This is a genomic window from Peteryoungia rhizophila (assembly GCF_004912145.1).
Classification (GTDB): Bacteria; Pseudomonadota; Alphaproteobacteria; order Rhizobiales; family Rhizobiaceae; genus Allorhizobium; species Allorhizobium rhizophilum.
In genome coordinates, this window is record NZ_STGT01000005.1 from 76,859 (window position 1) to 99,035 (window position 22,177).

The 22,177-nt window shown below is 62.1% G+C and carries 26 protein-coding genes and 1 tRNA gene; 14 read left to right on the top strand and 13 right to left on the bottom strand.

Features of this window, described 5'->3' with window-relative positions; translation table 11 throughout:
• Positions 1 to 25 precede the first annotated feature (25 nt).
• Positions 26 to 652, bottom strand: coding sequence for a J domain-containing protein (locus E9677_RS19405; protein WP_136559715.1), 627 nt, complete (start codon positions 650 to 652; stop codon positions 26 to 28).
• A 104-nt stretch (positions 653 to 756) separates the two neighbouring features.
• Here E9677_RS19405 and E9677_RS19410 point away from each other — a divergent pair, with 104 nt between their 5' ends.
• Positions 757 to 1,038 carry a BolA family protein gene (locus tag E9677_RS19410; RefSeq protein WP_136559716.1) on the top strand — a complete coding sequence of 94 codons (282 nt, stop codon included), beginning with the start codon at positions 757 to 759 and terminating at the stop codon, positions 1,036 to 1,038.
• Positions 1,039 to 1,050: 12 nt separating this feature from the next.
• Here the strand turns inward: E9677_RS19410 and E9677_RS19415 are convergent, their stop codons facing one another.
• The 3 genes from E9677_RS19415 to E9677_RS19425 are packed head-to-tail and all read right to left on the bottom strand — an operon-like array spanning position 1,051 to position 4,066.
• Positions 1,051 to 2,355, bottom strand: coding sequence for an HlyC/CorC family transporter (locus E9677_RS19415; protein ID WP_136559717.1), 1,305 nt, complete (start codon positions 2,353 to 2,355; stop codon positions 1,051 to 1,053).
• Complete coding sequence (aroB, locus tag E9677_RS19420; RefSeq protein ID WP_136559718.1) at positions 2,352 to 3,479, bottom strand: 3-dehydroquinate synthase; 1,128 nt, start codon at positions 3,477 to 3,479, stop codon at positions 2,352 to 2,354. Before aroB ends, E9677_RS19415 begins: the two co-directional genes overlap by 4 nt.
• Positions 3,476 to 4,066 carry a shikimate kinase gene (locus E9677_RS19425; RefSeq protein WP_136559719.1) on the bottom strand — a complete coding sequence of 197 codons (591 nt, stop codon included), beginning with the start codon at positions 4,064 to 4,066 and terminating at the stop codon, positions 3,476 to 3,478. Before E9677_RS19425 ends, aroB begins: the two co-directional genes overlap by 4 nt.
• Before the next feature lie 145 nt (positions 4,067 to 4,211).
• Between E9677_RS19425 and E9677_RS25300 the strand changes: the two genes are divergently transcribed.
• The 5 genes from E9677_RS25300 (at position 4,212) to E9677_RS19445 (ending at position 7,992) form a co-directional block, all read left to right on the top strand.
• Positions 4,212 to 4,364, top strand: coding sequence for a hypothetical protein (locus E9677_RS25300; protein WP_006724525.1), 153 nt, complete (start codon positions 4,212 to 4,214; stop codon positions 4,362 to 4,364).
• A 14-nt stretch (positions 4,365 to 4,378) separates the two neighbouring features.
• A complete protein-coding gene (gene xerD / locus E9677_RS19430; protein ID WP_136559720.1) occupies positions 4,379 to 5,320 on the top strand; it encodes a site-specific tyrosine recombinase XerD in 942 nt (313 codons plus the stop codon).
• Between the two features lie 63 nt (positions 5,321 to 5,383).
• Positions 5,384 to 6,337, top strand: coding sequence for an acetyl-CoA carboxylase carboxyltransferase subunit alpha (locus E9677_RS19435; protein WP_136559721.1), 954 nt, complete (start codon positions 5,384 to 5,386; stop codon positions 6,335 to 6,337).
• 180 nt (positions 6,338 to 6,517) lie between these two features.
• Positions 6,518 to 7,756, top strand: coding sequence for a L,D-transpeptidase family protein (locus E9677_RS19440; RefSeq protein WP_136559722.1), 1,239 nt, complete (start codon positions 6,518 to 6,520; stop codon positions 7,754 to 7,756).
• Between the two features lie 5 nt (positions 7,757 to 7,761).
• The gene (locus E9677_RS19445; RefSeq protein ID WP_136559723.1) at positions 7,762 to 7,992 is read left to right on the top strand and encodes a sulfurtransferase TusA family protein; all 231 of its coding nucleotides are present in this window, start codon (positions 7,762 to 7,764) and stop codon (positions 7,990 to 7,992) included.
• A gap of 7 nt (positions 7,993 to 7,999) precedes the next feature.
• Here the strand turns inward: E9677_RS19445 and E9677_RS19450 are convergent, their stop codons facing one another.
• Both E9677_RS19450 and E9677_RS19455 read right to left on the bottom strand, forming a co-directional pair.
• Entirely contained in the window at positions 8,000 to 9,148 is a 1,149-nt protein-coding gene (locus E9677_RS19450) for a CobW family GTP-binding protein (RefSeq protein WP_136559724.1), read from the bottom strand.
• A gap of 8 nt (positions 9,149 to 9,156) precedes the next feature.
• The gene (locus E9677_RS19455; RefSeq protein WP_136559725.1) at positions 9,157 to 10,248 is read right to left on the bottom strand and encodes a D-alanyl-D-alanine carboxypeptidase family protein; all 1,092 of its coding nucleotides are present in this window, start codon (positions 10,246 to 10,248) and stop codon (positions 9,157 to 9,159) included.
• Between the two features lie 188 nt (positions 10,249 to 10,436).
• Here E9677_RS19455 and E9677_RS19460 point away from each other — a divergent pair, with 188 nt between their 5' ends.
• The 3 genes from E9677_RS19460 (at position 10,437) to E9677_RS19470 (ending at position 12,101) form a co-directional block, all read left to right on the top strand.
• Complete coding sequence (locus E9677_RS19460; protein WP_136559726.1) at positions 10,437 to 11,600, top strand: M20 aminoacylase family protein; 1,164 nt, start codon at positions 10,437 to 10,439, stop codon at positions 11,598 to 11,600.
• Positions 11,601 to 11,666: 66 nt separating this feature from the next.
• Positions 11,667 to 11,743 (top strand) — tRNA-Arg (locus tag E9677_RS19465).
• A gap of 130 nt (positions 11,744 to 11,873) precedes the next feature.
• Complete coding sequence (locus E9677_RS19470; RefSeq protein WP_136559727.1) at positions 11,874 to 12,101, top strand: hypothetical protein; 228 nt, start codon at positions 11,874 to 11,876, stop codon at positions 12,099 to 12,101.
• 18 nt (positions 12,102 to 12,119) lie between these two features.
• Here the strand turns inward: E9677_RS19470 and E9677_RS19475 are convergent, their stop codons facing one another.
• The 3 genes from E9677_RS19475 to E9677_RS19485 all read right to left on the bottom strand — a co-directional run bounded on the left by E9677_RS19475 (position 12,120) and on the right by E9677_RS19485 (position 13,013).
• Positions 12,120 to 12,308 carry a hypothetical protein gene (locus E9677_RS19475; RefSeq protein WP_136559728.1) on the bottom strand — a complete coding sequence of 63 codons (189 nt, stop codon included), beginning with the start codon at positions 12,306 to 12,308 and terminating at the stop codon, positions 12,120 to 12,122.
• A gap of 66 nt (positions 12,309 to 12,374) precedes the next feature.
• A complete protein-coding gene (locus tag E9677_RS19480) occupies positions 12,375 to 12,563 on the bottom strand; it encodes a hypothetical protein (protein WP_136559729.1) in 189 nt (62 codons plus the stop codon).
• 117 nt (positions 12,564 to 12,680) lie between these two features.
• Positions 12,681 to 13,013, bottom strand: coding sequence for a hypothetical protein (locus E9677_RS19485; RefSeq protein ID WP_136559730.1), 333 nt, complete (start codon positions 13,011 to 13,013; stop codon positions 12,681 to 12,683).
• Positions 13,014 to 13,169: 156 nt separating this feature from the next.
• Between E9677_RS19485 and E9677_RS19490 the strand changes: the two genes are divergently transcribed.
• The 3 genes from E9677_RS19490 to E9677_RS19500 all read left to right on the top strand — a co-directional run bounded on the left by E9677_RS19490 (position 13,170) and on the right by E9677_RS19500 (position 15,133).
• Entirely contained in the window at positions 13,170 to 13,433 is a 264-nt protein-coding gene (locus tag E9677_RS19490; protein ID WP_136559731.1) for a hypothetical protein, read from the top strand.
• A gap of 99 nt (positions 13,434 to 13,532) precedes the next feature.
• Positions 13,533 to 14,060, top strand: coding sequence for a sigma-70 family RNA polymerase sigma factor (locus E9677_RS19495; RefSeq protein WP_136559732.1), 528 nt, complete (start codon positions 13,533 to 13,535; stop codon positions 14,058 to 14,060).
• Positions 14,057 to 15,133 (top strand): DNA topoisomerase IB, encoded by a 1,077-nt coding sequence (locus E9677_RS19500; RefSeq protein ID WP_136559733.1) that lies wholly within the window; start codon positions 14,057 to 14,059, stop codon positions 15,131 to 15,133. The genes E9677_RS19495 and E9677_RS19500 overlap by 4 nt, the downstream gene beginning before the upstream one ends.
• Positions 15,134 to 15,208: 75 nt before the next feature.
• Here E9677_RS19500 and E9677_RS19505 read toward each other — a convergent pair whose 3' ends face one another.
• The gene (locus E9677_RS19505; RefSeq protein WP_136559734.1) at positions 15,209 to 15,709 is read right to left on the bottom strand and encodes a YciE/YciF ferroxidase family protein; all 501 of its coding nucleotides are present in this window, start codon (positions 15,707 to 15,709) and stop codon (positions 15,209 to 15,211) included.
• 159 nt (positions 15,710 to 15,868) lie between these two features.
• On the opposite strand from E9677_RS19505, the gene E9677_RS19510 reads away from it, so the two are divergent.
• The gene (locus tag E9677_RS19510; RefSeq protein ID WP_136559735.1) at positions 15,869 to 16,573 is read left to right on the top strand and encodes a BON domain-containing protein; all 705 of its coding nucleotides are present in this window, start codon (positions 15,869 to 15,871) and stop codon (positions 16,571 to 16,573) included.
• A gap of 24 nt (positions 16,574 to 16,597) precedes the next feature.
• On the opposite strand, the gene E9677_RS19515 is transcribed toward E9677_RS19510, so the two are convergent.
• Positions 16,598 to 18,445: a heavy metal translocating P-type ATPase gene (locus tag E9677_RS19515; RefSeq protein WP_136559736.1), complete on the bottom strand. Its 1,848-nt coding sequence runs from the start codon at positions 18,443 to 18,445 to the stop codon at positions 16,598 to 16,600.
• Positions 18,446 to 18,552: 107 nt separating this feature from the next.
• Here E9677_RS19515 and dxr point away from each other — a divergent pair, with 107 nt between their 5' ends.
• On the top strand, positions 18,553 to 19,731 hold the full coding sequence (gene dxr, locus E9677_RS19520) for a 1-deoxy-D-xylulose-5-phosphate reductoisomerase (protein ID WP_136559737.1): 1,179 nt from the start codon (positions 18,553 to 18,555) through the stop codon (positions 19,729 to 19,731).
• 8 nt (positions 19,732 to 19,739) lie between these two features.
• Here dxr and E9677_RS19525 read toward each other — a convergent pair whose 3' ends face one another.
• Positions 19,740 to 20,858 (bottom strand): serine hydrolase domain-containing protein, encoded by a 1,119-nt coding sequence (locus tag E9677_RS19525; RefSeq protein ID WP_136559738.1) that lies wholly within the window; start codon positions 20,856 to 20,858, stop codon positions 19,740 to 19,742.
• Positions 20,859 to 20,936: 78 nt separating this feature from the next.
• Positions 20,937 to 22,151, bottom strand: a complete 1,215-nt coding sequence (hemA, locus tag E9677_RS19530) for a 5-aminolevulinate synthase (RefSeq protein ID WP_136559739.1) — start codon at positions 22,149 to 22,151, stop codon at positions 20,937 to 20,939.
• Positions 22,152 to 22,177: the final 26 nt, after the last annotated feature.

Here is a 22,177-nt window from a genome sequence, read left to right on the forward strand (position 1 = left end):
ATCTCATCGCTGCTGTGTGTTCGGATTAACAGAAACCGGCCTGCTTTAACAATTTGTAGGCTTCAATAACAGCGCGAAAACGCTCTTCCGAAGCCCTGTCTCCGCCATTTGCGTCGGGATGGTGTTTTTTTACAAGCTCCTTGTAGCGGGTCTTGATATCCGTCGGCGTGGAGCTGACGTTAAGTCCAAGCGTATCCAGCGCTTTTGCCTCCAGCGTCTTCAGTTTGCGATCCGCCGCCTGATAGCGCGAGGTGCCTCCGCGACCCTGCTGCACGAAGCCGAACGGGTCCTTCATGCGCGCCTGTGCCGCAGCCGAACCGGAGCGCGCGGTGGAGTGCAACGGGCTCGCTTTCGCCGCCTTGTTGACGCCCACCGTCCAGGTGGGACGATGTCCGGTGATCGCCTCCTTCTGATAGCGAGCGATTTCGGTGTCGGAGAGGCCGGAGAAGTAGTTGTAACCCTTGTTGTATTCCTTCACGTGCTCGAAACAGAACAGGAAGAACTGCCCCTCTGCATGTCGACCCACGGGTGCGCGATGGGCCCCCGGCTTGTCACAGCCGTCCCATTGGCACACAGGATTGGATGGTTCGGGCTCCGCTGCCCGCTTTCGCCGGGTCCGGATACCATCGAAGTATTTCGAGTCGAGTTTCATGGGGTAATTATGGGGCGTCAGCCGGGGTCGGACAAGAATTGACAAACCGGTTTGTTGCGCGCTTTGTGGGGCTTTTTGCGAAGCAGCAGCAAGAGGCAAGACCAATGTCGGTGAAGAGCCGGATAGAGACCCGTCTCAACGAGGCCTTCGGCCCCGAACGCCTTGTCGTGATTGACGAGAGCCATCACCATGCGGGTCATCAGCCTGACATCACCGGCACCGGCGAAACCCACATGCGGGTGCGCATCGTCGCCGATGCCTTTTCAGGCATGACGCGGCTCGCACGCCATCGTGCGATTACGGATGTGCTCAAGCCGGAACTCGATGCCGGCCTCCATGCTCTTGCAATCGAGCCGGCGGCACCCGGCGAACCGACCCGCTGGTAAACAGCGAGACGGTCAGGCCTCCGGTTCGGCGGCGTCGATCGGGCGGATGCGCAGGCGCGTGATACGGTTCTTCTCGCGCTTCAACACGATGAAACGCTTGCCGTAGAAGGTGAAAGCCTGGCGTTCCTCGGGGATAGACTTCGATTCGTGAATGACGAGACCGGCGATCGTGGTTGCTTCCTCGTCCGGCAGCAGCCAGTCCATGGCGCGATTGAGGTCACGGATCGGCACGCCGCCGTCGACGACGATCGAGCCGTCGCTGTCCTGGCGGACGCCCTGGATCTCCAGATCGTGTTCGTCCGAGATGTCGCCGACGATCTCCTCCAGGATGTCTTCCAGCGTCACGACGCCCTGCACTTCGCCATATTCGTCGACGACGACGGCGAAATGCGTCTTGCGGCGCAGGAAGGCGTTCAATTGATCCTTGAGGTTCGTGGTGTCAGGCACGAACCAGGGCTTCTGCGCGATCTTGACGATGTCGATGTCCTGCGGCTCGACATGGGGCTCGGCCAATGCCCGGATCAGGTCCTTAGCATGGATGACGCCGATGATGTTGTCTGTGGCGCCGCGCCAGACCGGCATGCGGGTATAGGGACTTTCGAGAATGTTGCGGATGGCGACTTCCGGCGGTTCGTCGGCATTGACGGCCCGCATCGCGGTCCGATGGATCATGATGTCGGAGACCTCGAGCTCACCGAGGTCGAGAACGCCGCCGAGGCGGTCGCGGTCGGCCTTGATCACGGAACCCTCGCGATGCAGGAGCGCCACGGCGCCGCGCAGCTCCTCATGCGCAGAAAGCATGGAGGCCTCGCCTGAAATCGAGACGCCGAACAGGCCGAGCAGCTTGCGGACGATCCAGTTGACGAGACTGGAGAGCGGCCCGACAATAGCCACGAAGGGCCGGACGAGCGGCGCAACGACGAGGGCAAAGCGCTCCGGCGCCGAGATCGCCCAGCTCTTCGGCAGCACTTCCGAAAAGATGACGAGAAGAATCGTCATCAGAATCGTGGCGATGGCGACACCGGAATCGCCGAACAACCCGAGAAACAGGCTGGTCGTCAGCGACGAGGCAAGAATGTTGACCAGGTTGTTGCCGATCAGCAGCGCACCGATCAACCGGTCGCGCCGTTCGATCAGGATATTCACCACGCCCGCACGATCGTCGCCATTGACCTCCAGGCTGTGCATGCGCGCGCGCGACGTCGCGGTCAGCGCAGTCTCAGAGCCGGAAAAGAAGCCCGAACAGCAGATCAACAGAAAGATGGCGACGAGAGTGAGCCAGTATTCGCCGAGAACAGCGAGAGTTTGTTCGATCATGATGGGCGCATCTCCTCGATGAAACGCTGGACTTCGGAGGCGGGCACGTCGTCGGCGACAAAGGACTGGCCGAGACCGCGGGTGAGGATGAAGGTGAGTTGGCCGCTCTTGACCTTCTTGTCCTGGGCGATGGCGTCCATCAAGACCTCGGTCGGCGGCAGCTCTCCGGGGATCTGATCCATACGCGTCGGCAGGCCGACCGCCTTCAGATGCGCCTCGACGCGATCCGCGAGATCGGGACTGACAAGGTTCATGCGGGCCGAGAAGCGATGCGCGAGCACCATGCCGATCGACACGCCTTCGCCATGCACGAGACGGCGGCTGTCATACTGGGTCGCGGCTTCGAGCGCATGGCCGAAGGTATGGCCAAGGTTTAGAAGGGCGCGGCGACCGTTCTCGCGCTCGTCGGCGGCGACCACGTCAGCCTTGGCCTGACAGGATACGGCAATCGCCTCGATGCGGGCGGGCCCCCCGGCGAAGACCTCGCGCCAGTTCGTCTCCAGCCATTCGAAGAAGTCAGGCTTGTCGATCAGGCCGTATTTCGCGACTTCGGCATAGCCGGCGCGAAACTCGCGCTCCGACAGCGTGTCGAGCACATCGGTATCGGCGAGCACGAGGTCCGGCTGGTTGAAGATGCCGATCAGGTTCTTGCCCTGGCGGGCATTGATGCCGGTCTTGCCGCCAACGGAACTGTCGACCTGCGAGAGCAGCGAGGTCGGGATCTGCACAAAACGCACGCCACGACGCACAATGCCGGCGGCAAAGCCGGTGAGATCGCCGATGACGCCGCCGCCGAGCGCGATGACGGTATCATTGCGTTCAATGCGGGCCTCGAGCAGCACGTCGCAGACATTGGTGAGATTGTCGAAGCTCTTGGTCTTCTCGCCGGCCGGAAGCGTCACCGACACCGCCTCGATGCCGTCGGTCTGCAGGCTGTCCATCAGGCCGTCGAGGTAACGCGACCCGACATTTTCATCGGTGATGATCGCGGCGCGGCGACCCCTGATGCGGCTCGTAATCTCACCGCCGGCGCGCGCCATGAGCCCGGGGCCGATCAGGATGTCATAGGAGCGCTCGCCCAGCGGCACATGCACCAGGCGTTCCGATGTCTCGGGCTTCGTCATAACGTCTTGTCCTTGCCGATATATTCGATCACCGAGGTGAGGACCTCATTGGCGATGACTTCCTTGCGCACATCGCGCGACTGGACGGTGATGTCGGCCAGCCCGTAGACGGGATAACGCTTGTCCATCAGGTCCTTCAATGTCTGCTTCGGGTTTTCGGTCTTCAGAAGCGGGCGATGATCCCGCTTGTTGACCCGTTCCCAGAGAACATCGAGATCCGCATTCAACCACACGGAAAGCCCGCCGCGCTCGATCTGCTTGCGGGTCTTCTCGTTAATGAAGGCCCCGCCTCCGGTCGAGACGACCCGCGGACCCGTCCTGAGCAGCCGCTTGATCACCCGCGTTTCGAGCGTGCGGAACTCCTCTTCGCCGTAAGCTGCGAAAAGTTCCGAAATCGACATGCGCGAAACCCGCTCGATCTCCGTATCGGTATCGATGAAAGGTAGGCCGAGCTGCTGGGCAACGAGCCGGCCGATCGCCGACTTGCCGGCACCCATAAGACCGACGAGAACGAGATTGCGTTTGCCGAGCGCCGCCTTGGCGCGCTCACCCAGACTGGGAGCAAGGTTGAGGATCGTTTCGGTCATCGGCCTGTTCACGACTGTTTCATGACCTATTGACATATAGGAGGCTAGCGTCAAGCCATGGCGGCATTTCCAACGGACCTGTCCCGGCCTTGGTAAACTCCATGTTTCGACCTATTTATTGCGATGAAGGACTTAAGGATCGACCATGCCCACACTGTTTCGCTTCCTGTTCATCTGCGGGACTATCGTCGGCCTGGTCTATGTGACCATGTGGTCCTTCGCGGTCTTCGTGGAACCCAGGGAGCGGGACGTCACGGTGCGCATTCCCTCCGAGCGGATCAACCCGGTCGAGCAGTAGCAGGAAGCACGACCATGTCGGATCTGAGCAGCGCGCGCGTCGAAGCCTTCCTGGAAATGCTGAGCGCGGAGCGCGGGGCGGCCGAGAACACGCTCCTCTCCTATCAGCGGGATCTCGACGACCTCTCTGACTTCCTGTCCGGCCGCAAGGTGAGCCTGGGTTTGGCGACACGGGAAGACCTCTCGGCTTACCTCTCCGATCTGTCGAAACGTGGGTTCATGCCGACATCCCAGGCGCGGCGACTGTCCGCCATGCGGCAGTTCTACAAGTTTCTTTATGCCGAAGGCCTGCGCGGCGACGATCCGACTGCCATCCTCGATGCGCCGAAGAAATCCCGCACACTGCCGAAGGTGCTGACGGTCGAGGACGTGACTGGCCTGCTGTCGCTTGCCGAAGCGGAGGCGAACCTGGAGGGGCCGGATCAGGCGACGAGGATCAGGCGGCTCGCTCTGCTCGAACTCCTCTACGCCACCGGCATGCGCGTCAGCGAACTCGTCTCGCTTCCTGTGAAGGTGCTCTCTCAGGAGGGACGCTTTCTCCTGGTGCGCGGCAAGGGCAACAAGGAAAGGCTGGTGCCGCTGTCGCGCACGGCGATCGAAGCTCTGGTACGTTATGGCGCGGTCCGAAACGCCGACCCTATCCAGGCCCAGAGCCCCTTTCTCTTCCCCTCCGCGAGCAAGGAGGGTTATCTGCCCCGCCAGGTCTTCGCCCGCGAATTGAAGGATCTCGCGATCCGGGCCGGTCTTTCGGCCGATGCCGTGTCTCCGCACGTGCTTCGTCATGCCTTTGCGAGCCACCTGCTTGGCAACGGTGCGGACCTGCGCGCCGTGCAGGAACTGCTCGGTCACAGCGACATTTCAACGACACAAATCTACACGCATGTGCTCGACGAGCGCCTGCAGCACCTGGTGCATACGCATCACCCCCTTGCAAAACAGGCCAAAAACCCCGATTAGGACCGGCAAAGCCGGTTCCCTGCGGGCGGCGAGCGCCAGGAACGAACGATCGGAACGGAGTTCATGCACAACTATCTCGACTTCGAAAAACCCATCTCCGACCTCGAGGCCAAGATCCGCGACCTGAAGAAGATCGCGGAAGAGGACGAGAGCATCGACACCTCCGAAGAGATCAGCCGGCTGGAAAGCCGCGTCGAAGAGGCGATGGTGGAGATCTATTCGAAGCTCAACGCCTGGCAGAAGACGCAGGTCGCGCGGCATCCGCAGCGTCCGCATTTCGTCGACTATGCCGAGGCGCTGTTCACCGAGTTCACGCCGCTGGCCGGTGACCGCAAGTTTGCCGAGGACGCCGCCATCCAGGCCGGCCTCGCCCGCTTCCGCGGCCAGCCCGTCGCCGTGATCGGCCAGGAAAAGGGCAACGACACCAAGTCGCGCATCAAGCACAATTTCGGCAGCCCGCGTCCCGAAGGGTATCGCAAGGCGATCCGCGTCATGGAAATGGCTGACCGTTTCGGCCTGCCAGTCATCACACTGATCGATACGGCCGGCGCTTATCCGGGCGTTGGAGCAGAAGAACGCGGCCAGGCGGAAGCGATCGCCCGCTCGACCGAAATGTGCCTCGGCCTCAAGGTGCCGATGGTCTCGGTCGTCATCGGCGAAGGCGGTTCCGGCGGCGCGATCGCAATCGCGACCGGCAACCGCGTTTATATGCTGGAGCATGCGATCTATTCGGTGATCTCGCCGGAAGGTGCCGCCTCGATCCTCTGGCGCGACTCGACCCGCGCCAAGGAAGCCGCGACCAACATGAAGATCACGGCAGAGGACCTGAAGGGGTTCGGCATCATCGACGCGATCATTCCGGAGCCGGTTGGTGGCGCCCATCGTGCGCCGGACCGCGTGATCGGCATGACCGGCGATGTGATCGCCAGTGCTCTTGCAGAACTTTCACCGCTGCCGGGCGACAAGCTGCGCTCCGACCGCCGCCAGAAATTCCTGGATATCGGCCGGAATCTCTAGGGTTTTCGTGCCCTTATGTGGCCGTTTGCCATCACTCCGCCGCTTTGAGGGACTAGCGGCGGAAAGCGAATGGCGAAATCGGCCGTCATTGGTTTATAATTTGTGAAGAAAGCAGTTCTAGACTACGCCTGACCGGCTCATTGCGAGCCACAACTTCGATCCTGGAAAGAGCATTCGCGCATGCGCTTGACATCGACGGCCCTGGTTCTGATTTTCGCCGCCGCCCTCGCGGGCTGCAACGACGCGTTGGAGAGTGCGGCCTACGACACGCCGAAGGTTTCCAACAAGGTGGCGCAGCCGCTGCCGGCACGCCTTATTGCCGAAATCCAGAAGAAGGGCATGGATCGCAATTCGCCGATCATGATCCGGATTTTCAAGGAAGAGGGCAAGCTCGAAGTCTGGAAGGCGAAGACCAACAGCCGCTTCGACAAAGTCGTGGAATACGACATCTGTGCCTGGTCGGGCCGTCTCGGCCCCAAGGTCAAGGAGGGTGATCGTCAGGCGCCGGAAGGCTTCTATCCGCTGACGCCTTATCACCTGAACCCGAATTCCAAATACTTCCTCGCAATCAACACCGGCTATCCGAACCAGTTCGACCGTGCCAATGGCCGCAGCGGATCTCATCTGATGATCCATGGCGCCTGCTCGTCCTCGGGCTGCTACTCGATGACCGACGCCCAGATGCTGGAAATCTATGCCTTCGCGCGGGACGCCTTCAAGGGCGGCCAGCAGGCAGTTCAGTTGCAGGCCTTCCCCTTCCGCATGACAGCGGAAAACATGGCGCGCCACCGCCACAGTCAGCATTACGACTTCTGGAAAACGTTGAAGGTCGGCTACGACCACTTCGAAGTGACCAAGCGTCCGCCCGAGGTCAATGTCTGCGAGAAGAAATACGTCTTCAACCAGACCGCTCCGGCCGGTTCGAGCTTCAATCCGCAGGGTGCCTGCCCGGCGATCAGCACGCCCGCGGCCCTGTCGGTCGCGCTGAACGGCTACAACGAGGCCTATGACGCCGCCTATTCCAAGGCGCTGAAGAAATACGACGGCAAGATCTGGTACGATCCCACCGAAGCCGAGCGCAAGGCGCTGGTTGCGGATCTGCGCAAGTCGCGCTCGCACGATCTCGCTTTTGCGCCGACGGGCTCTGCCCTGAAGGCCGGAAAACTGCTGGATATCAACGATGTCGCTCCGGCAATGTCGACACCTGCCAACGGTACCGCGGCCGTCAACCAGATGGCGACCAACCCGAACGGCGACCCGCAGGCCCAGGCCGCGCAGCCGCAGACGGCCGCAACTGCAGCAGCCGCGGCCACGGCGGCTGTTCCCGTACCGCAGCCCAATCCGCTGGCGCCCGCACCCCAGAGCGCACAAGCAGCACCCGAAGCCGCTCAGAAGAAGCCCTTCTGGAAGCTCTGGTAAGCGTTATGCCCGACACGGTGGTTTATGATTTGAGGGGGCTTAAATGCCCCCTTCCCGTTTTGAAGACACGCCGACGAATGGCCGACATGAAATCGGGCGACGAATTGATCGTCGAAACGACAGATCCGCTCGCCGGCATCGATATCCCGCATTTTTGCATGGAAGACGGTCACGCACTGGTGGCGCAGGAACGCCTGGAGGCGGGCCACCGCTTCCACATCCGCAAAGGCGGGTGAGCGAGACCTAGAACTTGAAGCCGGGAATAGACAGCGGATTGTCCATCATCGCCGCGCGGTCCGGACGGTCGATCGCGACCTTGCCGGTAAAGGCACCGAACAGGTCCCGAACATAGTTCTCCGACAGATCCCTGGTGATCAGCACCAGCCGCGTCTTGCGGTCCGATCCCTCCGGCCATGCCGGCAGGCGCACGGGCGGATGGAAGATCGATTGCACGCCATGCAGCACCAGCGGCTTGTCCGGCCGATCGGTGAGCGCCACGATCGCCTTCATCCTCAAAAGCTTTTCGCCGTGCGTGGAGCGCAGAAGATCGATGAACATGTTGATCGCCATCGGATCGATCGGCTCGTCATGCAGGATCGAGTAGGACCGGATCGAGGCCCCGTGACGGTTCACGTCGTGAGCGTGGTGATGATCGTGGCCGTGATGGTGGTCATGACCATGGTGGTGATCGTGGTGGTGGTGGTGGTGGTCGCCCGCCGCCGTCATCTCGTCTTTCAGCCAGCGATCGACATCGGCAATCTTGCTCGCGGGATCATAGAGACCGTTGACCAGCATGGCAGCCGAGCCCGCATCCTGGGCGTCCCCGTCGGCAATCGGCGCACGCGGATTGAGCAAACGCAGGCGCTGAGTGAGCGCCGCAGTCGTCGCCTCGTCGGCGAGGGTCTTTTTCGTCAGGATCAGTCGGTCGGCCACCGCCACCTGCTTGTAGGCTTCCGGATAGGTGTCGATGGTCGAGAGCCCGTTCACCGCATCGACGACGGTCACGACGCCATCGAGGTCGAAATGCTGAGCAACCGAGGGGTGGCCCATGACCGACTGCATGACGGGCGCCGGATCCGCGAGCCCCGTCGTTTCGATCACGACGCGCGACAAAGGCTTGATCTTACCCGTCTGCATGCCGTCGATCAGCTCGGCCAGCGTATCCACGAGTTCGCCACGTACCGTGCAGCAGAGGCAGCCGTCGGAAAGCTCGACCACGGCGTCATTGGAGGATTCTACCAGGAGATGGTCGATGCCAACTTCGCCGAACTCGTTGATGATGACGGCTGCATCCTTCATCTCCGGGTCCTTGAGGAGCCGGTTGAGTAGCGTCGACTTGCCCGCACCGAGGAAGCCGGTGAGGATGGAAACGGGAATGCGGGACTGGCTCATGAATCAACTCAGAAAGTGGGACGCGGCTTCGGGATCGGCACATTGGCGATCTCGCCGATGCCGCCTCCCTTTGCAGCCTGGACGGGTTCGCTCCCCGGGATCAGCCCGGCATAGCTCATCGCCGGCGGCCGGCCCATCTCGCGAATATAAGGCGAGAGCAGTTTCATGCGACCAGCGTCGTCGCGGCCTTCGCTGCGCACCTTGCGGGCCTGCGGGTTGCAGATCTCCGCGCTGATGTCGGTCACCTGGTCCTGCCCCTCGCCATAGGGTGCGAGCTGCTCCAGCCGATTGCCAGCAGTGGACGTCGTCAGCCCCTTCTGCAGGAGGTCGGCGGAAAGGTCAGCGCGTGCACCGAGGCTGTCGGCGCCGAGCACGACGGAAATCACGGTCCGGCCATTGCGCGTAGCGGACGACACCTGGTTGAAGCCGGATGCGCAGACATAACCGGTCTTCATGCCGTCGGCACCGGGAAAGCGGCCGACCAGAAGATTGAAGTTCGGATAGTCTTTCTTGCCCGTGGTCACACCTTCGAGCGCGAAGTAACTCGCATATTCCGGGAATTCGCGCCGGATGGTCGCCGCGAGAAGCGCCATGTCGCGGGCCGTCGTATACTGGCCCTTGCCCGGCAGCCCGTTCGGATTGACGAAGCGCGTCGAGGTCATGCCGAGCCGCTGCGCCTCTTGGTTCATCCGCTGAACGAAGGCGGGCTCGCTGCCGCTCACGGTTTCCCCGATCGCGACTGCAACGTCATTGGCCGACTTGATGATCAAGAGCTTCAACGCGCTATCGAGCGTCAGCTTGGAGCCCGGCTTAAAATACATCTTGCTAGCCGGCTGGTCGGCGGCGTGTTTGCTCATCACGACCACGGTTTCCGGCGAAAGCTCACCCGTCCGCATCGAGCGGAAGGTCGTATAGGCGGTCATCAGCTTGGTGAGCGAGGCCGGATACCATTTGCGGAAGGCTTCCTGATGCGCGATGACCCGGCCGCTGCCGACATCGACGACCATCATCGGATTGGCGGCGGCAACACCTGGCAGAACCAGTGCCAACAGCGAGACGGCGACCGCCAGTCGGCGGAAGATTCCGGTTGAAGACAACATGCGGGGACGTTTCGTAAACACGACTTCGATCCTCTTGTTCGGCTGGTCACTCGCCAAGCATGGCGAAATCTTATGTAGGGAAGGAATGGCAAAGCCCATTGAATACGTCAATTGAAAGGCGCACATTCTCAGGCGACAATCGCGTGATACGCAACAAGCGTGACCAGGACTGAACCCAGGACGAGAGAATGCCGCTTCTGAACCGAGCCTCCGAACTCCAATCGGAGGCCACCGAATGGCGCCGCCATCTGCATGCCAATCCGGAAATCCTCTATGACGTCGAAAACACTGCAGCCTTCGTCGAGGCGCGCCTTCGGGACTTCGGCGTCGACGAAGTCGTGACGGGGCTCGGCCGCACGGGTGTCGTCGGCATCATCCAGGGATCGGGCGGCGCGGGCCGGACCATCGGACTGCGCGCGGACATGGACGCGCTGCCGCTGGAGGAGATCACGGGTAAACCATGGGCATCGACGATCACGGGCCGCATGCATGCCTGCGGCCATGACGGCCATACCGCCATGCTGCTCGGCGCGGCCAAGTATCTGGCCGAGACCCGCAATTTCGCCGGCCGCGTGGCTGTTGTCTTCCAGCCGGCCGAGGAAGGTGGGCGTGGCGCGCTGGCCATGGTCGAGGACGGGATGATGGAGCGTTTCGGGATCGAAGAGATCTATGGCATGCACAACATGCCTGGAAGACAGGTCGGGACCTTCGCCATTCGCAAGGGCGGCATCATGGCGGCGCCCGACAAGTTCCAGCTCAAGCTGACCGGCCTCGGCGGCCATGCCGCCGAACCGCACAACACTGCCGACACGATCGTCATCGGTGCGCAGATCGTCGGCGCGCTGCAAACGATTGCCGCACGCAACGCCAATCCGCTACGCTCGGTCGTGGTATCCGTCACCCAGTTTCATGCCGGCACGACCCACAACATCATTCCCGAAGAGGCCTTCATCTCCGGCACCGTGCGCTCGCTGGACGAAGGCGTGCGCGATCTGGCCGAGCGGCGGATCGGCGAGATCGCTGCGGGTATCGCCGTAGCCCATGGCGCAACCATCGAATACGAATACGAGCGCGCCTGCCCCGTCACCGTCAATCATCCCGCCGAAACCGACTATGCCGCACGTGCAGCGATCGACGTGGTCGGCGCTGACAATGTCGACACCGAAGTGGATCCGAGCATGGCAGGGGAGGATTTCGCCTTCATGCTGCAGTCGCGCCCCGGCGCCTACATCATGATCGGCAATGGCGAGACGGCCGGCCTGCACAATCCGGCCTACGACTTCAATGACGAGGCGATCGCAGCCGGCATCTCCTATTGGGTTCGCCTCGCCGAACAACGCCTGCCGCGCTGAGTGACATCATTCCATCACGCAAAACCGCTTGGCTTGAAGGCTTTGCTTTTGTATGGAGGAGGCAGTGGTCCCGTAGCTCAGCAGGATAGAGCATCAGATTCCTAATCTGAGGGTCACGCGTTCGAATCGCGTCGGGATCACCACTCGTTCACCACTGAAATCTCACCACTGCGAATCTAGGGTTGCATCTTCGTGACGACCCGCCATGATTGTTCCATGCCATGCTGGCGGGTGACTATTCTTCGTACGCCAGCGTTGAACGGAGGGAATGCAATGGCATTAGAATCCCCCGGGAAGACCCGTGAAGCAGATGCAATCGTCGAACGCACCGTCCGACGGCTCTATGGGCGAAGGCAGGAAGACGGGCATTCTGAAGAGAATGCGGCCGCTCTCGTCACCTATCTGGTGGAAAGTGGCATTCACGACGAGGACGAGCTCGTTGAATTGGCGAGGATCGCGCACGGAAAGCGTTACGATCCGAGCAATGGCAGCTTTCTCTAAGCCGCCGAATGGTGGGCGTCATTGACGCCCGCCCAATGGCCGGGTGTCGGCATTTTCCTCATTGCGATAAAGCTCATGGGTTGCCGCATCGCTGTTGATGCGCTCGCGAGCGCTGAGCCGACGTTGACGCAGGATGGCATAAACGATCGCAGCGCCGAGCAGAACCGGTCCGAGCATGACGACGGCGAGCCAGAAGTAATTGATCATGATGTATCCTTTCGTGACGTGGGCCATGAGGCCAACCCGACGTTGGACGAAAGGTTCCGGTACTGATCAGGAACTGGTGGCCGTGCTCGCCACCTTTTCATCAAGCGCGGACTGCAGGTCTTGCGCGAGCTTGGTCAGATGCGGGGGCACGGCCTCACGGTGCATATCCTCCATGAGGACATCGAGTTTGTCTCGAACGATCCCGCCCGTGCGGTCGCGGCGAGCCTCCATGGATGTGAGTTTTGATTTTTCCATTCAGGCCTCCGACTTGATGCTTCTCGCGAACCATCACACATGTTCCGCTATAACTCTCGATACGACGATTGGTTTGTCTTGGATCAGCAGAAATTCTGCCCAACCTCGAGGCCGGCCCTAGCTCGAGCTTTCATCTGCCTCGGGAAAGGCCGCAACCAATGCATCCCGATCACCATAGTCGAGCGCCGCACCCTGCAGTAACACGCTAATGCTGTCGGATACATCCACCGGGCCGTCATGTTCAAGCTCGATCCGGTCTCCGGACGACAGGACGAGCGTTGCACGGGATTGAAACCCCTGACGGATCAACCAGTCGCGCGGCACCTGCATTTCAACCTTGGCGCGATAGCCTGCATTCCGCCGCTCCACGGTGACGTGATAGGTCATCGGCGAAAAACGCTCGCCGATCAGCAACTGGCCCTGGCCATCGACATTCTGCACGTGCGTCATGGGATTCTCACCTCCATTGGGACTTGTTCTGGCAGGAAACCCGCCATTCCCGGCATAGTTCCACTCGAAAAAGCCGCGAACCGCCGGGAACCACGGGCCAATCGGGGCGTTCCTTCGACGGGCTCTATGGGGGAGAGCGAGAGTGGAGAGGCACCGATGAGCAGCGCACGCCAGACGACCGACCACGATGCGATACGCCGATGGATCGAGGAGCGCAAAGGCACGCCGTCGCGAGTTCGTGACAGTGGCAGTGGCGGCATCCTCAGGGTCGATTTCGGCGAACCGGAAGAGGCACTGGAACCTGTCGAGTGGGAGGTTTTCTTCGACATCTTCGAGAAAAGCGATCTTGCCTTTCTTCATCAGGACGAAGCCGAAGACGGCAATATGAGCAGGTTCAACAAATTCGTAAGCCGAAGCTGACATGTTTTCCGGCTTCACAGATCGTTTGCATAATTGGGAACCAAGGCATGGTGCGCGCGTTTCCGCGTCATTCTGCCTTTGCGCCACAGACATTGGAGGATGGCGACGTTGACGACCCGTAGAGCCGAGCTTGCCGCACAGTCTGAAGTTGTCGCGTTGATACCGGCATTGCGCGCCTTTGCGCGGACATTCTGCCACAAGCCGGAAGAAGCCGACGATCTCGTCCAGGAGACCCTGACAAAAGCGCTTGCCAACCTCGACAAGTTCGAGCCGGGCACGAGGCTGAAGTCCTGGCTTTTCACGATCATGCGCAACACCTTTTGTACCCGTTTCAAGAAAAGCAGCCGGGAGAGCGTCGGCCTGCCGGAATCCATCACGGCCAGCCTGAAAACAGAGGCGAGCCAGGAATGGACTGTGCAAGCCGAGGAGGTCCGACGAGCTTTGAACAGGCTTCCCGAGCATCATCGCGAAATGCTGGTTCTGATCGTCATGCTGGGTGAACGTTACGAGGATGCGGCCGAGATATGCGGATGTGCGGTTGGCACCGTGAAGAGCCGGCTGAGCCGGGCTCGCCAACAGCTGCGCCGTGAACTGGGCGAAATGGGCACGGACAGCCCCGTCGGATGACGAAGGCAGACAGCGAGACCGAAGCGGTTTCCGGCGCTGCCCCGTCGCCGGACGATGCGCCGGAACTGGCCGAAATCGGCCTGATTTATGGCACCGATGCCGCGCCCGGCATCAGCCGCCGCCGAAGGGGCAAAGGATTTTCCTATCATCTTCCAGATGGCACGGCCGTGAACGATCCAACGCTTCTCGCACGGATCCGTAAGCTCGCGCTTCCCCCGGCCTATGAACGCGTCTGGATCAGCCTCGAGCCACGAAGCCATCTACAGGCCACCGGTCATGATGCCAGGGGCCGCAAGCAATATCGTTACCACACCGATTGGGCCGCCTGGCGCAGCGAACGAAAGTTCGACGACCTCATCGCCTTCGGTGAGGCTTTGCCCGGTATCCGCCGCCGGGTGGCACGTGATCTGGCCGAGCATGAGGAGCAGAGCTATTTTCTCCTTTCCGCGCTGATCAGTCTGCTCGACGTGACCTATATGCGCGTCGGCAATCGAGCCTATGCCGAAGAGAACAAGACCTATGGCGCCACCACCCTGCAGAAGCGTCACCTGACCTTTGAGCCCGATGGCATTCGTCTGAGTTTCCTCGCCAAGGGCGGCAAGCGCGTGCGCCGGAAGCTGCGCCATCCACGCCTGCAGAAGATCCTGGAGGAGATCGCCGATCTTCCCGGCCGCGATCTCTTTTCCTGGCGGGACAAGGACGGCCAGTTGCACCGCATCGATTCAGGCCGGCTCAACTCCTATCTCGGTGAGATTACCCGGGCGAGCCTGTCTGCCAAGACTTTCCGGACCTGGGGCGGCAGTGTGGCGGCCTTCAGCGAGGCCTGGAAACGCATCGAAGGGGGTGAACGTCCCACGATCCGCCAGATGTGCCAGACGGCGTCCGACCGATTGCACAACACGCCGACGATCTGCCGCACGAGTTATGTGCATCCGGCGATCCTGACGCTGGCCGACGCGGCAACCGACCTCGACACCGTGCGCACCCAGATCCTCTCAGCGTCTAATCGCGCCTTGCTGCGGGCGGACGAGAACCGCTTGATGGCCTTCCTCACCACCAGACCATCCGCATGATATGACTGGTTGAACCGTGAGTTCAACGCGAAAAAGGGCCGGCAGAACCGGCCCTTTGACGGGAAGCGTGGCGGGTCAGGCCGCCTTCTTCTGTGCCGCCACGTTGACGGCCTGCTCGGCGAGTTTCGTCAGCAGTTCGTCGGTCTTCGATTCCTCGGCGAGCGTCTCGTCGAGCAGCTTGACCGCATCCTTGTAGCCGAGCTGCTGGGCCCAGGCGCGCAGGGTGCCGTAACGGCTGATCTCGTAATGCTCGACGGCCTGGGCGGCGGCCAGAAGGCCGGCGTCGAGAGCGGGTGAGCCCTTGAATTCTTCCATGATTTCCTCGCCTTCCTCGACGATGCCGTCGATGGCGGGGCAGGTCTTGGCGCGCGGACGCTTGCCGATGATTTCGAACACCTGCTGCAGGCGCTCGACCTGGCCTTCGGTCTCTTCCTTGTGCTGCTGGAAGGCGGCCTTCAGCTTTTCATTCTGAGCGCCGCGGGCCATCTTCGGCAGCGCCTTCAGGATCTTGCGCTCGGCATAGTAGATGTCCTTGAGCGTTTCGTGGAAGAGATCTTCCAGTGTTTTCGTAGCCATGATGTATGTCTCCTCGGGGTTGGGGAATGCGACGGACTAACCTGCGTTGCGGTCCCTTTGTTCCTGGCTTTATTCCTTGAGACACAAGGAACGAACGGCGCGTTCCTCAGTTGGCCTGACGCGGGCCTGCCCCGCTTTCCCGACCGAAAGGAGGAGAAAATGGTCGATCGAAACAACAATTGGGACCATGAGAATTTCCACGGTGAACGTCAGCGCCGGGGACCGACGGGCGACTACCGCCCGGGTGACAGCGGCTTTGTCAGAGATCACCGCGAAAACCGCCCGGACATGGATCGATATGACGCTGCGCGGCAGCATGATTACGGCATGGACGATGGTAATCGCGGATCCGGATCGCGTGACCCCCGCATGGGACGATCACAGCAAGCGAGCGGCGAGCACCGTCATATCGGTGAACTTCGCGATCGCGGTTATGGCGACCAATTGCCGGACCGTCGACGTGATCACGGACATGACTACTCGCCCTTCGATATTGTTCGCCATGATCGCGGCTTCGTCGATCGCGCCAACGACGAGGTCGCGTCCTGGTTCGGCGATGAGGTTGCGGCACGCCGGCGCGAGATGGACGGCCATCGCGGCAAGGGTCCCCGCGGCTATCGTCGCTCTGACGCCCGTATCCTGGAAGACGTCAACGATCGCCTGGCAGACGATCCTGCAATCGATGCGTCGGACATCGAGGTTACGGTGGAGGACGCCGAGGTGACGCTGGGCGGCCATGTGACCGACCGCTGGGAGAAGCGCCGGGCAGAAGATTGTGTGGACCGCGTCAGCGGGGTTACCCATGTGCAGAACAACCTGCGCATCCGGATTTCAGGCGAAGGCAGCGTCATGACGCAGGCCTGACATGAACCGGGCCTGATCGGGTGATCAGCCGCGAAGCGCGCGCAAGGCGTTGAGAATGACGGCGACGTCGATCACCTCTTGCAAAAGCGCACCCTGGACCGGCGTCAGGTAACCGAGGGCGGCAAGCACCATGGCGCCGCCCGAGAGGACGAGCCCGGCAATGGCACTTTGCCGAGCGATATTTCTGGATCTTTTCGCGATCCCACAGGCCAGAGGCAGTCGCGACAGATCATCCGCGAGCAGCACCACATCCGCGGCCTCGGATGAGGCTGCAGACCCCCGCGCCCCGATCGCAACGCCGACATCGGACAGAGCAAGCGCTGGCGCATCATTGACGCCGTCGCCCACCATCATCACCACGCCTTCCCGTCGTTCCCGACGAATGAGCTCGACCTTGCCCTCCGGCGTGAGATCGCCGGCGACCGCATCGAGGCCGAGCGTCGCTGATGCCTTTTCCGCGACATCCGTGCGGTCCCCGGACGCCATGACGATGCGTCTGATGCCACCGGCTCGAAAGGCTGCAATCGCGACATCGGCATCCTCACGAATGGGGTCAGACAGCAGGATGAGACCGGCGGCCCGCCCGTCGATGCCGACAGCGACGACCGCCGTGCCGCCGTCAATGCCCAGGCGGGTGAAGGCTTCACCCGCCGACAGCTGGGAAAGCACATATGCGCTGCCGCCGAGCACGACCCGACGGCTGCCGACGAGACCGGAAAGACCGCGGCCAGCATCCTCGACCACCGTTTGGGGAAGGACCAAGGAAAGGCGGCGTGCCGTCGCTGCCCGAACGAGCGCTTCGGCCGCGACATGGCCGGAGGCCTGGTCGAGCGAGGCCGCGAGTGCGAGCACCTCATCGGCCGCAAAGCCGGCTTCAGGCTTGATGTCGTTCACTTCGGGGCGTGCGGAGGTAACCGTGCCAGTCTTGTCGACCACGACCGTGGTGACGGTGGCCAGCGCCTCCAGTGCGCCGGCGGTCTTCACCAGCACACCATGGGAAGCGGCCCGCGACATGCCGGCGATGACAGCAACGGGAACGGCGAGGATCAGTGGACAGGGCGTGGCGACGACGAGCACGGCCAGCGCTCGCGTCGCGTCACCGCTCCACCACCAGGCGCCGCCTGCCAGCAGCAGCGTGACGGCGAGAAAGACAAGGGCGTAACGATCCGCCATCCGCGCCATCGGCGCCCGGCTGGCCTGTGCCTGTTCGACGAGACGCACGATGCCGGCATAGGTGCTTTCCTTCGAACCCCTCAGCACCAGGAGGTCGAAGGCATCGCCGAGCGCGGTCGCGCCGCTCGGCACTTCGTGGCCCATCTGAATGGGCACCGGGAGCGATTCCCCCGTGAGTGCCGAGAGATCCAGAACCGCGGACGGGGCGAGCAGGCGGCCGTCGGCAGGCACGACTTCGCCCTTGCGAACGAGGATCCGGTCCTGCGGCTGAAGCGCCTCTATAGGCACGCTCTCGAGCGCCTGGTTGCGATACAACATCGCGGTGCGCGAGACGCGGCCGAGCAGGGCCGTCATGTCCCGCCGGGCACGGCCCTCGGCAAAACTTTCGAGCAACTGTCCGCCGGCATACATGACGGCAACAATGGCGGCGGCGAGGTTTTCACCCAGCGCCAGGCCGACGCCGATCGAGAGTGCGGCGATGGCATCCACACCCATCCGGCCGTTGAGAAGCGCACGCAGGATATCGATGACGAGGACGACGAGCACCGCACCGCCGCCGACGAACCAGATCCTCGCCGCCTGTTCGGGTTGGTCCGCAAGGAGGAACATCCCACCGCCGACGAGACAGAGAAGTGCGAGCCCGGCAAGCAGGACGGGCAGGCTCTCACGCAATCGTGTCGGCTGCAGAAACTCCGGCATGGTCGGATTCCCGAGGCGCTGGCGCAAGGCCGAAATCGGCCTCTCTTGCTGCCCTTCCCTTTCCCTTGTAGAGCCTTCTGAGCATGAAGCAATCGGACGTAAGCAGCATGATCGACAACGCCCGGCCCCGGCGCCTCTCAGTCCTCGGCTCGACCGGGTCGATCGGCGTCAACACGCTCGACGTGATCGAACAGCTCGGTGGACGCGACGCTTTCGAAGTGATGGCGCTCACGGGCAATGGCAATCTCGATCTGCTGGCCGAACAGGCAAGGCGCACCGGGGCAAAACTTGCCGTGACCGCTGACGAGAGCCTGTACATGGCACTCAAGGACCTGCTCTCAGGATCGGGCATCGACGTCGCCGCCGGCATGAGCGGACTGGACGAGGCAGCAGATATGGATGCCGGCTGGGTGATGGCGGCGATCGTCGGCACGGCAGGTCTCGCACCGACATTGAAAGCAGCCGCGCGCGGCGCCGACATCGCGCTCGCCAACAAGGAATGCCTAGTCTCCGCCGGCCACCTCTTCGTCGATGCGGTGAAGAAGGGCGGCGGACGGCTGATCCCCGTCGACAGCGAGCATTCGGCCATTTTCCAATGCCTGGAGCAGGATCAGCGCCACGCGCTCGAGCGCATCGTGCTGACGGCTTCCGGCGGCCCCTTCCGCACCCACAGCCGCGAGCAGATGGCCAATGTCACCGTCCAGACGGCGCGGACCCATCCCAACTGGTCGATGGGCCTTAAGATCTCCGTCGGCAGCGCCTCGATGTTCAACAAGGCGCTGGAATTGATCGAGGCCAAGCACCTCTTCGACGTCCGTCCTGACCAGATCGAGGTCGTCGTGCATCCGCAGTCGATCATCCATTCGATGGTGGGTTACACCGACGGCTCGGTGATCGCCCAGCTCGGCGTGCCGGACATGCGCACGGCCATTGGCTATGCGCTAACCTATCCGAAGCGTCCGGCGCTGAATGTCGACCGGCTGGACTTCGCCAAGCTGGCAAGGCTCGATTTCGAAGCCCCGGACGAGACCCGATTCCCGGCGCTGCGGCTCGCCCGCACGGCGCTCACGCGTGGTGGCCTGCAGGGCGCCGTCCTGAATGCCGCCGAAGAAACAGCCTTCAACGCCTTCGTCGAGGACAAGATCCGCTTCCTCGACATGGCCGACGTGGTGGAGACGGTCATGGACGCGATGATCGAGGGCGTGCCGGCAGATACGATCGAAGACGTCTATGCCGCCGATCATGAGGCGAGACGCAAGGCGGCAGAGGTCATCGGCGCCAGATAATCAGCGGCTCACCGATCGTAGACGGCAGCACGGAGCATCTCCGGATAAGCGCCGTTGCAGCCTTCGAGCGCATTGTTGGTGAGGCTGACCACAGTGAGCCTCTCGGCCGGATCAATGAACCAGGTATTGCCATAGACACCGCCCCACTGGATGACACCTTTCGGCAAAGCGGTTCCCGCTGCGGCCGGGTCCGTGACCAGCCCTCCGACAAAGGTGAAGCGATAGCCTGGCTCACCTTCGAGGTTCGCGATCTGGTTGGAGAGCGCGGCTTTGGCCAAGGTCGCAGGCAAAAGACCCGCTCCGTCCTGTCGCAACATTTCGAGCAGACGCATCACATCCTGCGCTGTGCCTGCCATCCCCGTCCCGCCCGACTGGAAGGCCCTGGGGTTGAAGATGCGGCTCGGCGAAAAGACAGTCCGCCAGTTGTCCTCGTCGCCGCTGACCCAGGGGTCCGGCATGCGAACGGGTCGACCCGGATGATCGGCATAGGCAACTGCAAGGCGCGCGGGATCCATCACATGGAAGCGCGCATCGGCCATGCCAAGCGGGCCGGCGACATGATGGGCGACGGCATCTTCAAGCGTCCCTCCATGGAGGGCAACAAGGACTCCGCCGAGAATGTCGGTGGCAAAGGAATAGGCCCAGCGACTGCCAGGCTCGAAGGCGAGCGGGATGGCATTGTGGCGGCTGAAATTGTCTTCGAGGCTGAGATCCGTATTGCCGAGGCCCAGCGTCATGCGCTGTCCCTCGGGCAGGAGCTCCAGTGCCGGATCGTAGAGAAGACCGGATGTGTGGGTGAGGAGATGGCGGATGGTGATCGCGCCCTCGCGACCATCAGGCGCCTTCGGTCTGAACCAGGGCAGATAGTGCGAGACGCGATCGTCGAGCTTGAGCAGCCCTTTCTCGATCATCGCAAGGGCCGTGACCGCAACGACCGGCTTGGTGACGGAGGCATAGCGGAAGATCGCATCGAGGCGGACAGGCATACCGGCTTCGCGATCGGCAAAACCCGCCGCCTTTTCCAGGATCGGTTCGCCGTCCTGGTACACTAGCACCACGGCGCCCGTGATGCGTTCTTCCTCGATCACCCTGTCGATCAGGGCATCCACGCGTGCGGCAATACTCACGTTCTCAAAACCTCCCAATGAAAAATGCGGGCCCCATTTCCGGAACCCGCATCTTTATGAAGGTCTGCTATGGGTCGATCAAGCCACCGCGCGAGCGAGCGCGCAGCGCGACCAGAGCTGGTGCAGCGAGCCGACCAGATGTTCGAGATCGGCGTCCGAATGCAAAGGCGTCGGCGTGATGCGCAGCCGCTCGGTCTTTTTCGGGACCGTCGGATAGTTGATCGGCTGCACATAGATGGAACAGTTGTCGAGAAGCAGGTCGGAGATCCACTTGCACTTCGACGCATCACCAACCAGCACCGGCACGATATGGCTCGGGTTCGGCATGTGCGGAATGCCGGCCTTGTCGAGCATGAAGCGCAGACGGCGCACGCGCTCCTGATGGGCGAAGCGCTCGACCTGGCTGGTCTTGAGATGGCGGATCGAGGCGACCGCACCGGCGGCCAGCGCCGGCGGCAGAGCCGTGGTGAAGATGAAGCCGGAGGCGAAGGAGCGGACGAAATCACAGAGCGCGGTGGAGGCGGCGATGTAACCGCCCATCACGCCAAAGGCCTTGCCAAGCGTGCCTTCGATCACCGTCAGGCGGTGCATCAGGCCTTCGCGTTCGGCAATGCCGCCGCCATGGGCGCCGTACATGCCAACTGCATGAACTTCGTCGAGATAGGTCATCGCGCCATACTTGTCGGCGAGATCACAGATTTCCTTGATTGGCGCGATATCGCCATCCATCGAATAGACGGACTCAAACGCGATCATTTTTGGCGCGCGGGGATCGGCAGCGGCGAGCTTGGCTTCCAGATCCTTGACGTCGTTGTGCTTCCAGATGACGCGTTCGGCCTTGGAATGGCGGATGCCTTCGATCATCGACGCGTGGTTCAGCGCGTCGGAGAAGATGATCAGGCCAGGGATCTTGGCGCCGAGCGTGCCCAGGGCCGCCCAATTCGAGACATAACCCGAGGTGAAGATCAGAGCCGATTCCTTGCCGTGCAGATCGGCGAGCTCACGCTCGAGCAGAACGTGGTAGTGGTTGGTGCCAGAGATATTCCGGGTGCCTCCCGCACCCGCGCCACAGTCGTCGATCGCCTTTTTCATGGCATCGATGACAATGGGGTTCTGGCCCATGCCGAGATAGTCATTGGAGCACCAGACGGTGACATCCTGAGTGCCGTTTTCGGTGTAGCGGGTGGCGCGGGGGAAATTGCCCCGCTGGCGTTCGAGATCAGCGAAGACGCGGTAGCGGCCTTCCTCGTGAAGTCCTGCCAGCTGCTCCGTGAAAAACGCCTCGAAATCCATTCCTGTCACTCCTGTATTTGATACCC

Excerpts from the sequence above, each read along its gene's own strand:
- E9677_RS19485 (WP_136559730.1), bottom strand. The coding sequence starts at position 13,013 with ATGACGCACGTGCAGAATGTCGATGGCCAGGGCCAGTTGCTGATCGGC.
- E9677_RS25300 (WP_006724525.1), top strand. The coding sequence starts at position 4,212 with ATGCCCACACTGTTTCGCTTCCTGTTCATCTGCGGGACTATCGTCGGC.
- E9677_RS19425 (WP_136559719.1), bottom strand. The coding sequence starts at position 4,066 with ATGACCGAAACGATCCTCAACCTTGCTCCCAGTCTGGGTGAGCGCGCC.
- E9677_RS19480 (WP_136559729.1), bottom strand. The coding sequence starts at position 12,563 with ATGGAAAAATCAAAACTCACATCCATGGAGGCTCGCCGCGACCGCACG.
- E9677_RS19495 (WP_136559732.1), top strand. The coding sequence starts at position 13,533 with ATGGCGACGTTGACGACCCGTAGAGCCGAGCTTGCCGCACAGTCTGAA.
- E9677_RS19515 (WP_136559736.1), bottom strand. The coding sequence starts at position 18,445 with ATGCCGGAGTTTCTGCAGCCGACACGATTGCGTGAGAGCCTGCCCGTC.
- E9677_RS19410 (WP_136559716.1), top strand. The coding sequence starts at position 757 with ATGTCGGTGAAGAGCCGGATAGAGACCCGTCTCAACGAGGCCTTCGGC.
- E9677_RS19435 (WP_136559721.1), top strand. The coding sequence starts at position 5,384 with ATGCACAACTATCTCGACTTCGAAAAACCCATCTCCGACCTCGAGGCC.
- E9677_RS19500 (WP_136559733.1), top strand. The coding sequence starts at position 14,057 with ATGACGAAGGCAGACAGCGAGACCGAAGCGGTTTCCGGCGCTGCCCCG.
- E9677_RS19505 (WP_136559734.1), bottom strand. The coding sequence starts at position 15,709 with ATGGCTACGAAAACACTGGAAGATCTCTTCCACGAAACGCTCAAGGAC.
- E9677_RS19450 (WP_136559724.1), bottom strand. The coding sequence starts at position 9,148 with ATGAGCCAGTCCCGCATTCCCGTTTCCATCCTCACCGGCTTCCTCGGT.
- xerD (WP_136559720.1), top strand. The coding sequence starts at position 4,379 with ATGTCGGATCTGAGCAGCGCGCGCGTCGAAGCCTTCCTGGAAATGCTG.
- E9677_RS19405 (WP_136559715.1), bottom strand. The coding sequence starts at position 652 with ATGAAACTCGACTCGAAATACTTCGATGGTATCCGGACCCGGCGAAAG.
- aroB (WP_136559718.1), bottom strand. The coding sequence starts at position 3,479 with ATGACGAAGCCCGAGACATCGGAACGCCTGGTGCATGTGCCGCTGGGC.
- E9677_RS19445 (WP_136559723.1), top strand. The coding sequence starts at position 7,762 with ATGCCCGACACGGTGGTTTATGATTTGAGGGGGCTTAAATGCCCCCTT.
- E9677_RS19490 (WP_136559731.1), top strand. The coding sequence starts at position 13,170 with ATGAGCAGCGCACGCCAGACGACCGACCACGATGCGATACGCCGATGG.
- hemA (WP_136559739.1), bottom strand. The coding sequence starts at position 22,151 with ATGGATTTCGAGGCGTTTTTCACGGAGCAGCTGGCAGGACTTCACGAG.
- E9677_RS19415 (WP_136559717.1), bottom strand. The coding sequence starts at position 2,355 with ATGATCGAACAAACTCTCGCTGTTCTCGGCGAATACTGGCTCACTCTC.
- dxr (WP_136559737.1), top strand. The coding sequence starts at position 18,553 with ATGATCGACAACGCCCGGCCCCGGCGCCTCTCAGTCCTCGGCTCGACC.
- E9677_RS19440 (WP_136559722.1), top strand. The coding sequence starts at position 6,518 with ATGCGCTTGACATCGACGGCCCTGGTTCTGATTTTCGCCGCCGCCCTC.
- E9677_RS19460 (WP_136559726.1), top strand. The coding sequence starts at position 10,437 with ATGCCGCTTCTGAACCGAGCCTCCGAACTCCAATCGGAGGCCACCGAA.
- E9677_RS19470 (WP_136559727.1), top strand. The coding sequence starts at position 11,874 with ATGGCATTAGAATCCCCCGGGAAGACCCGTGAAGCAGATGCAATCGTC.
- E9677_RS19475 (WP_136559728.1), bottom strand. The coding sequence starts at position 12,308 with ATGATCAATTACTTCTGGCTCGCCGTCGTCATGCTCGGACCGGTTCTG.
- E9677_RS19510 (WP_136559735.1), top strand. The coding sequence starts at position 15,869 with ATGGTCGATCGAAACAACAATTGGGACCATGAGAATTTCCACGGTGAA.
- E9677_RS19455 (WP_136559725.1), bottom strand. The coding sequence starts at position 10,248 with ATGTTGTCTTCAACCGGAATCTTCCGCCGACTGGCGGTCGCCGTCTCG.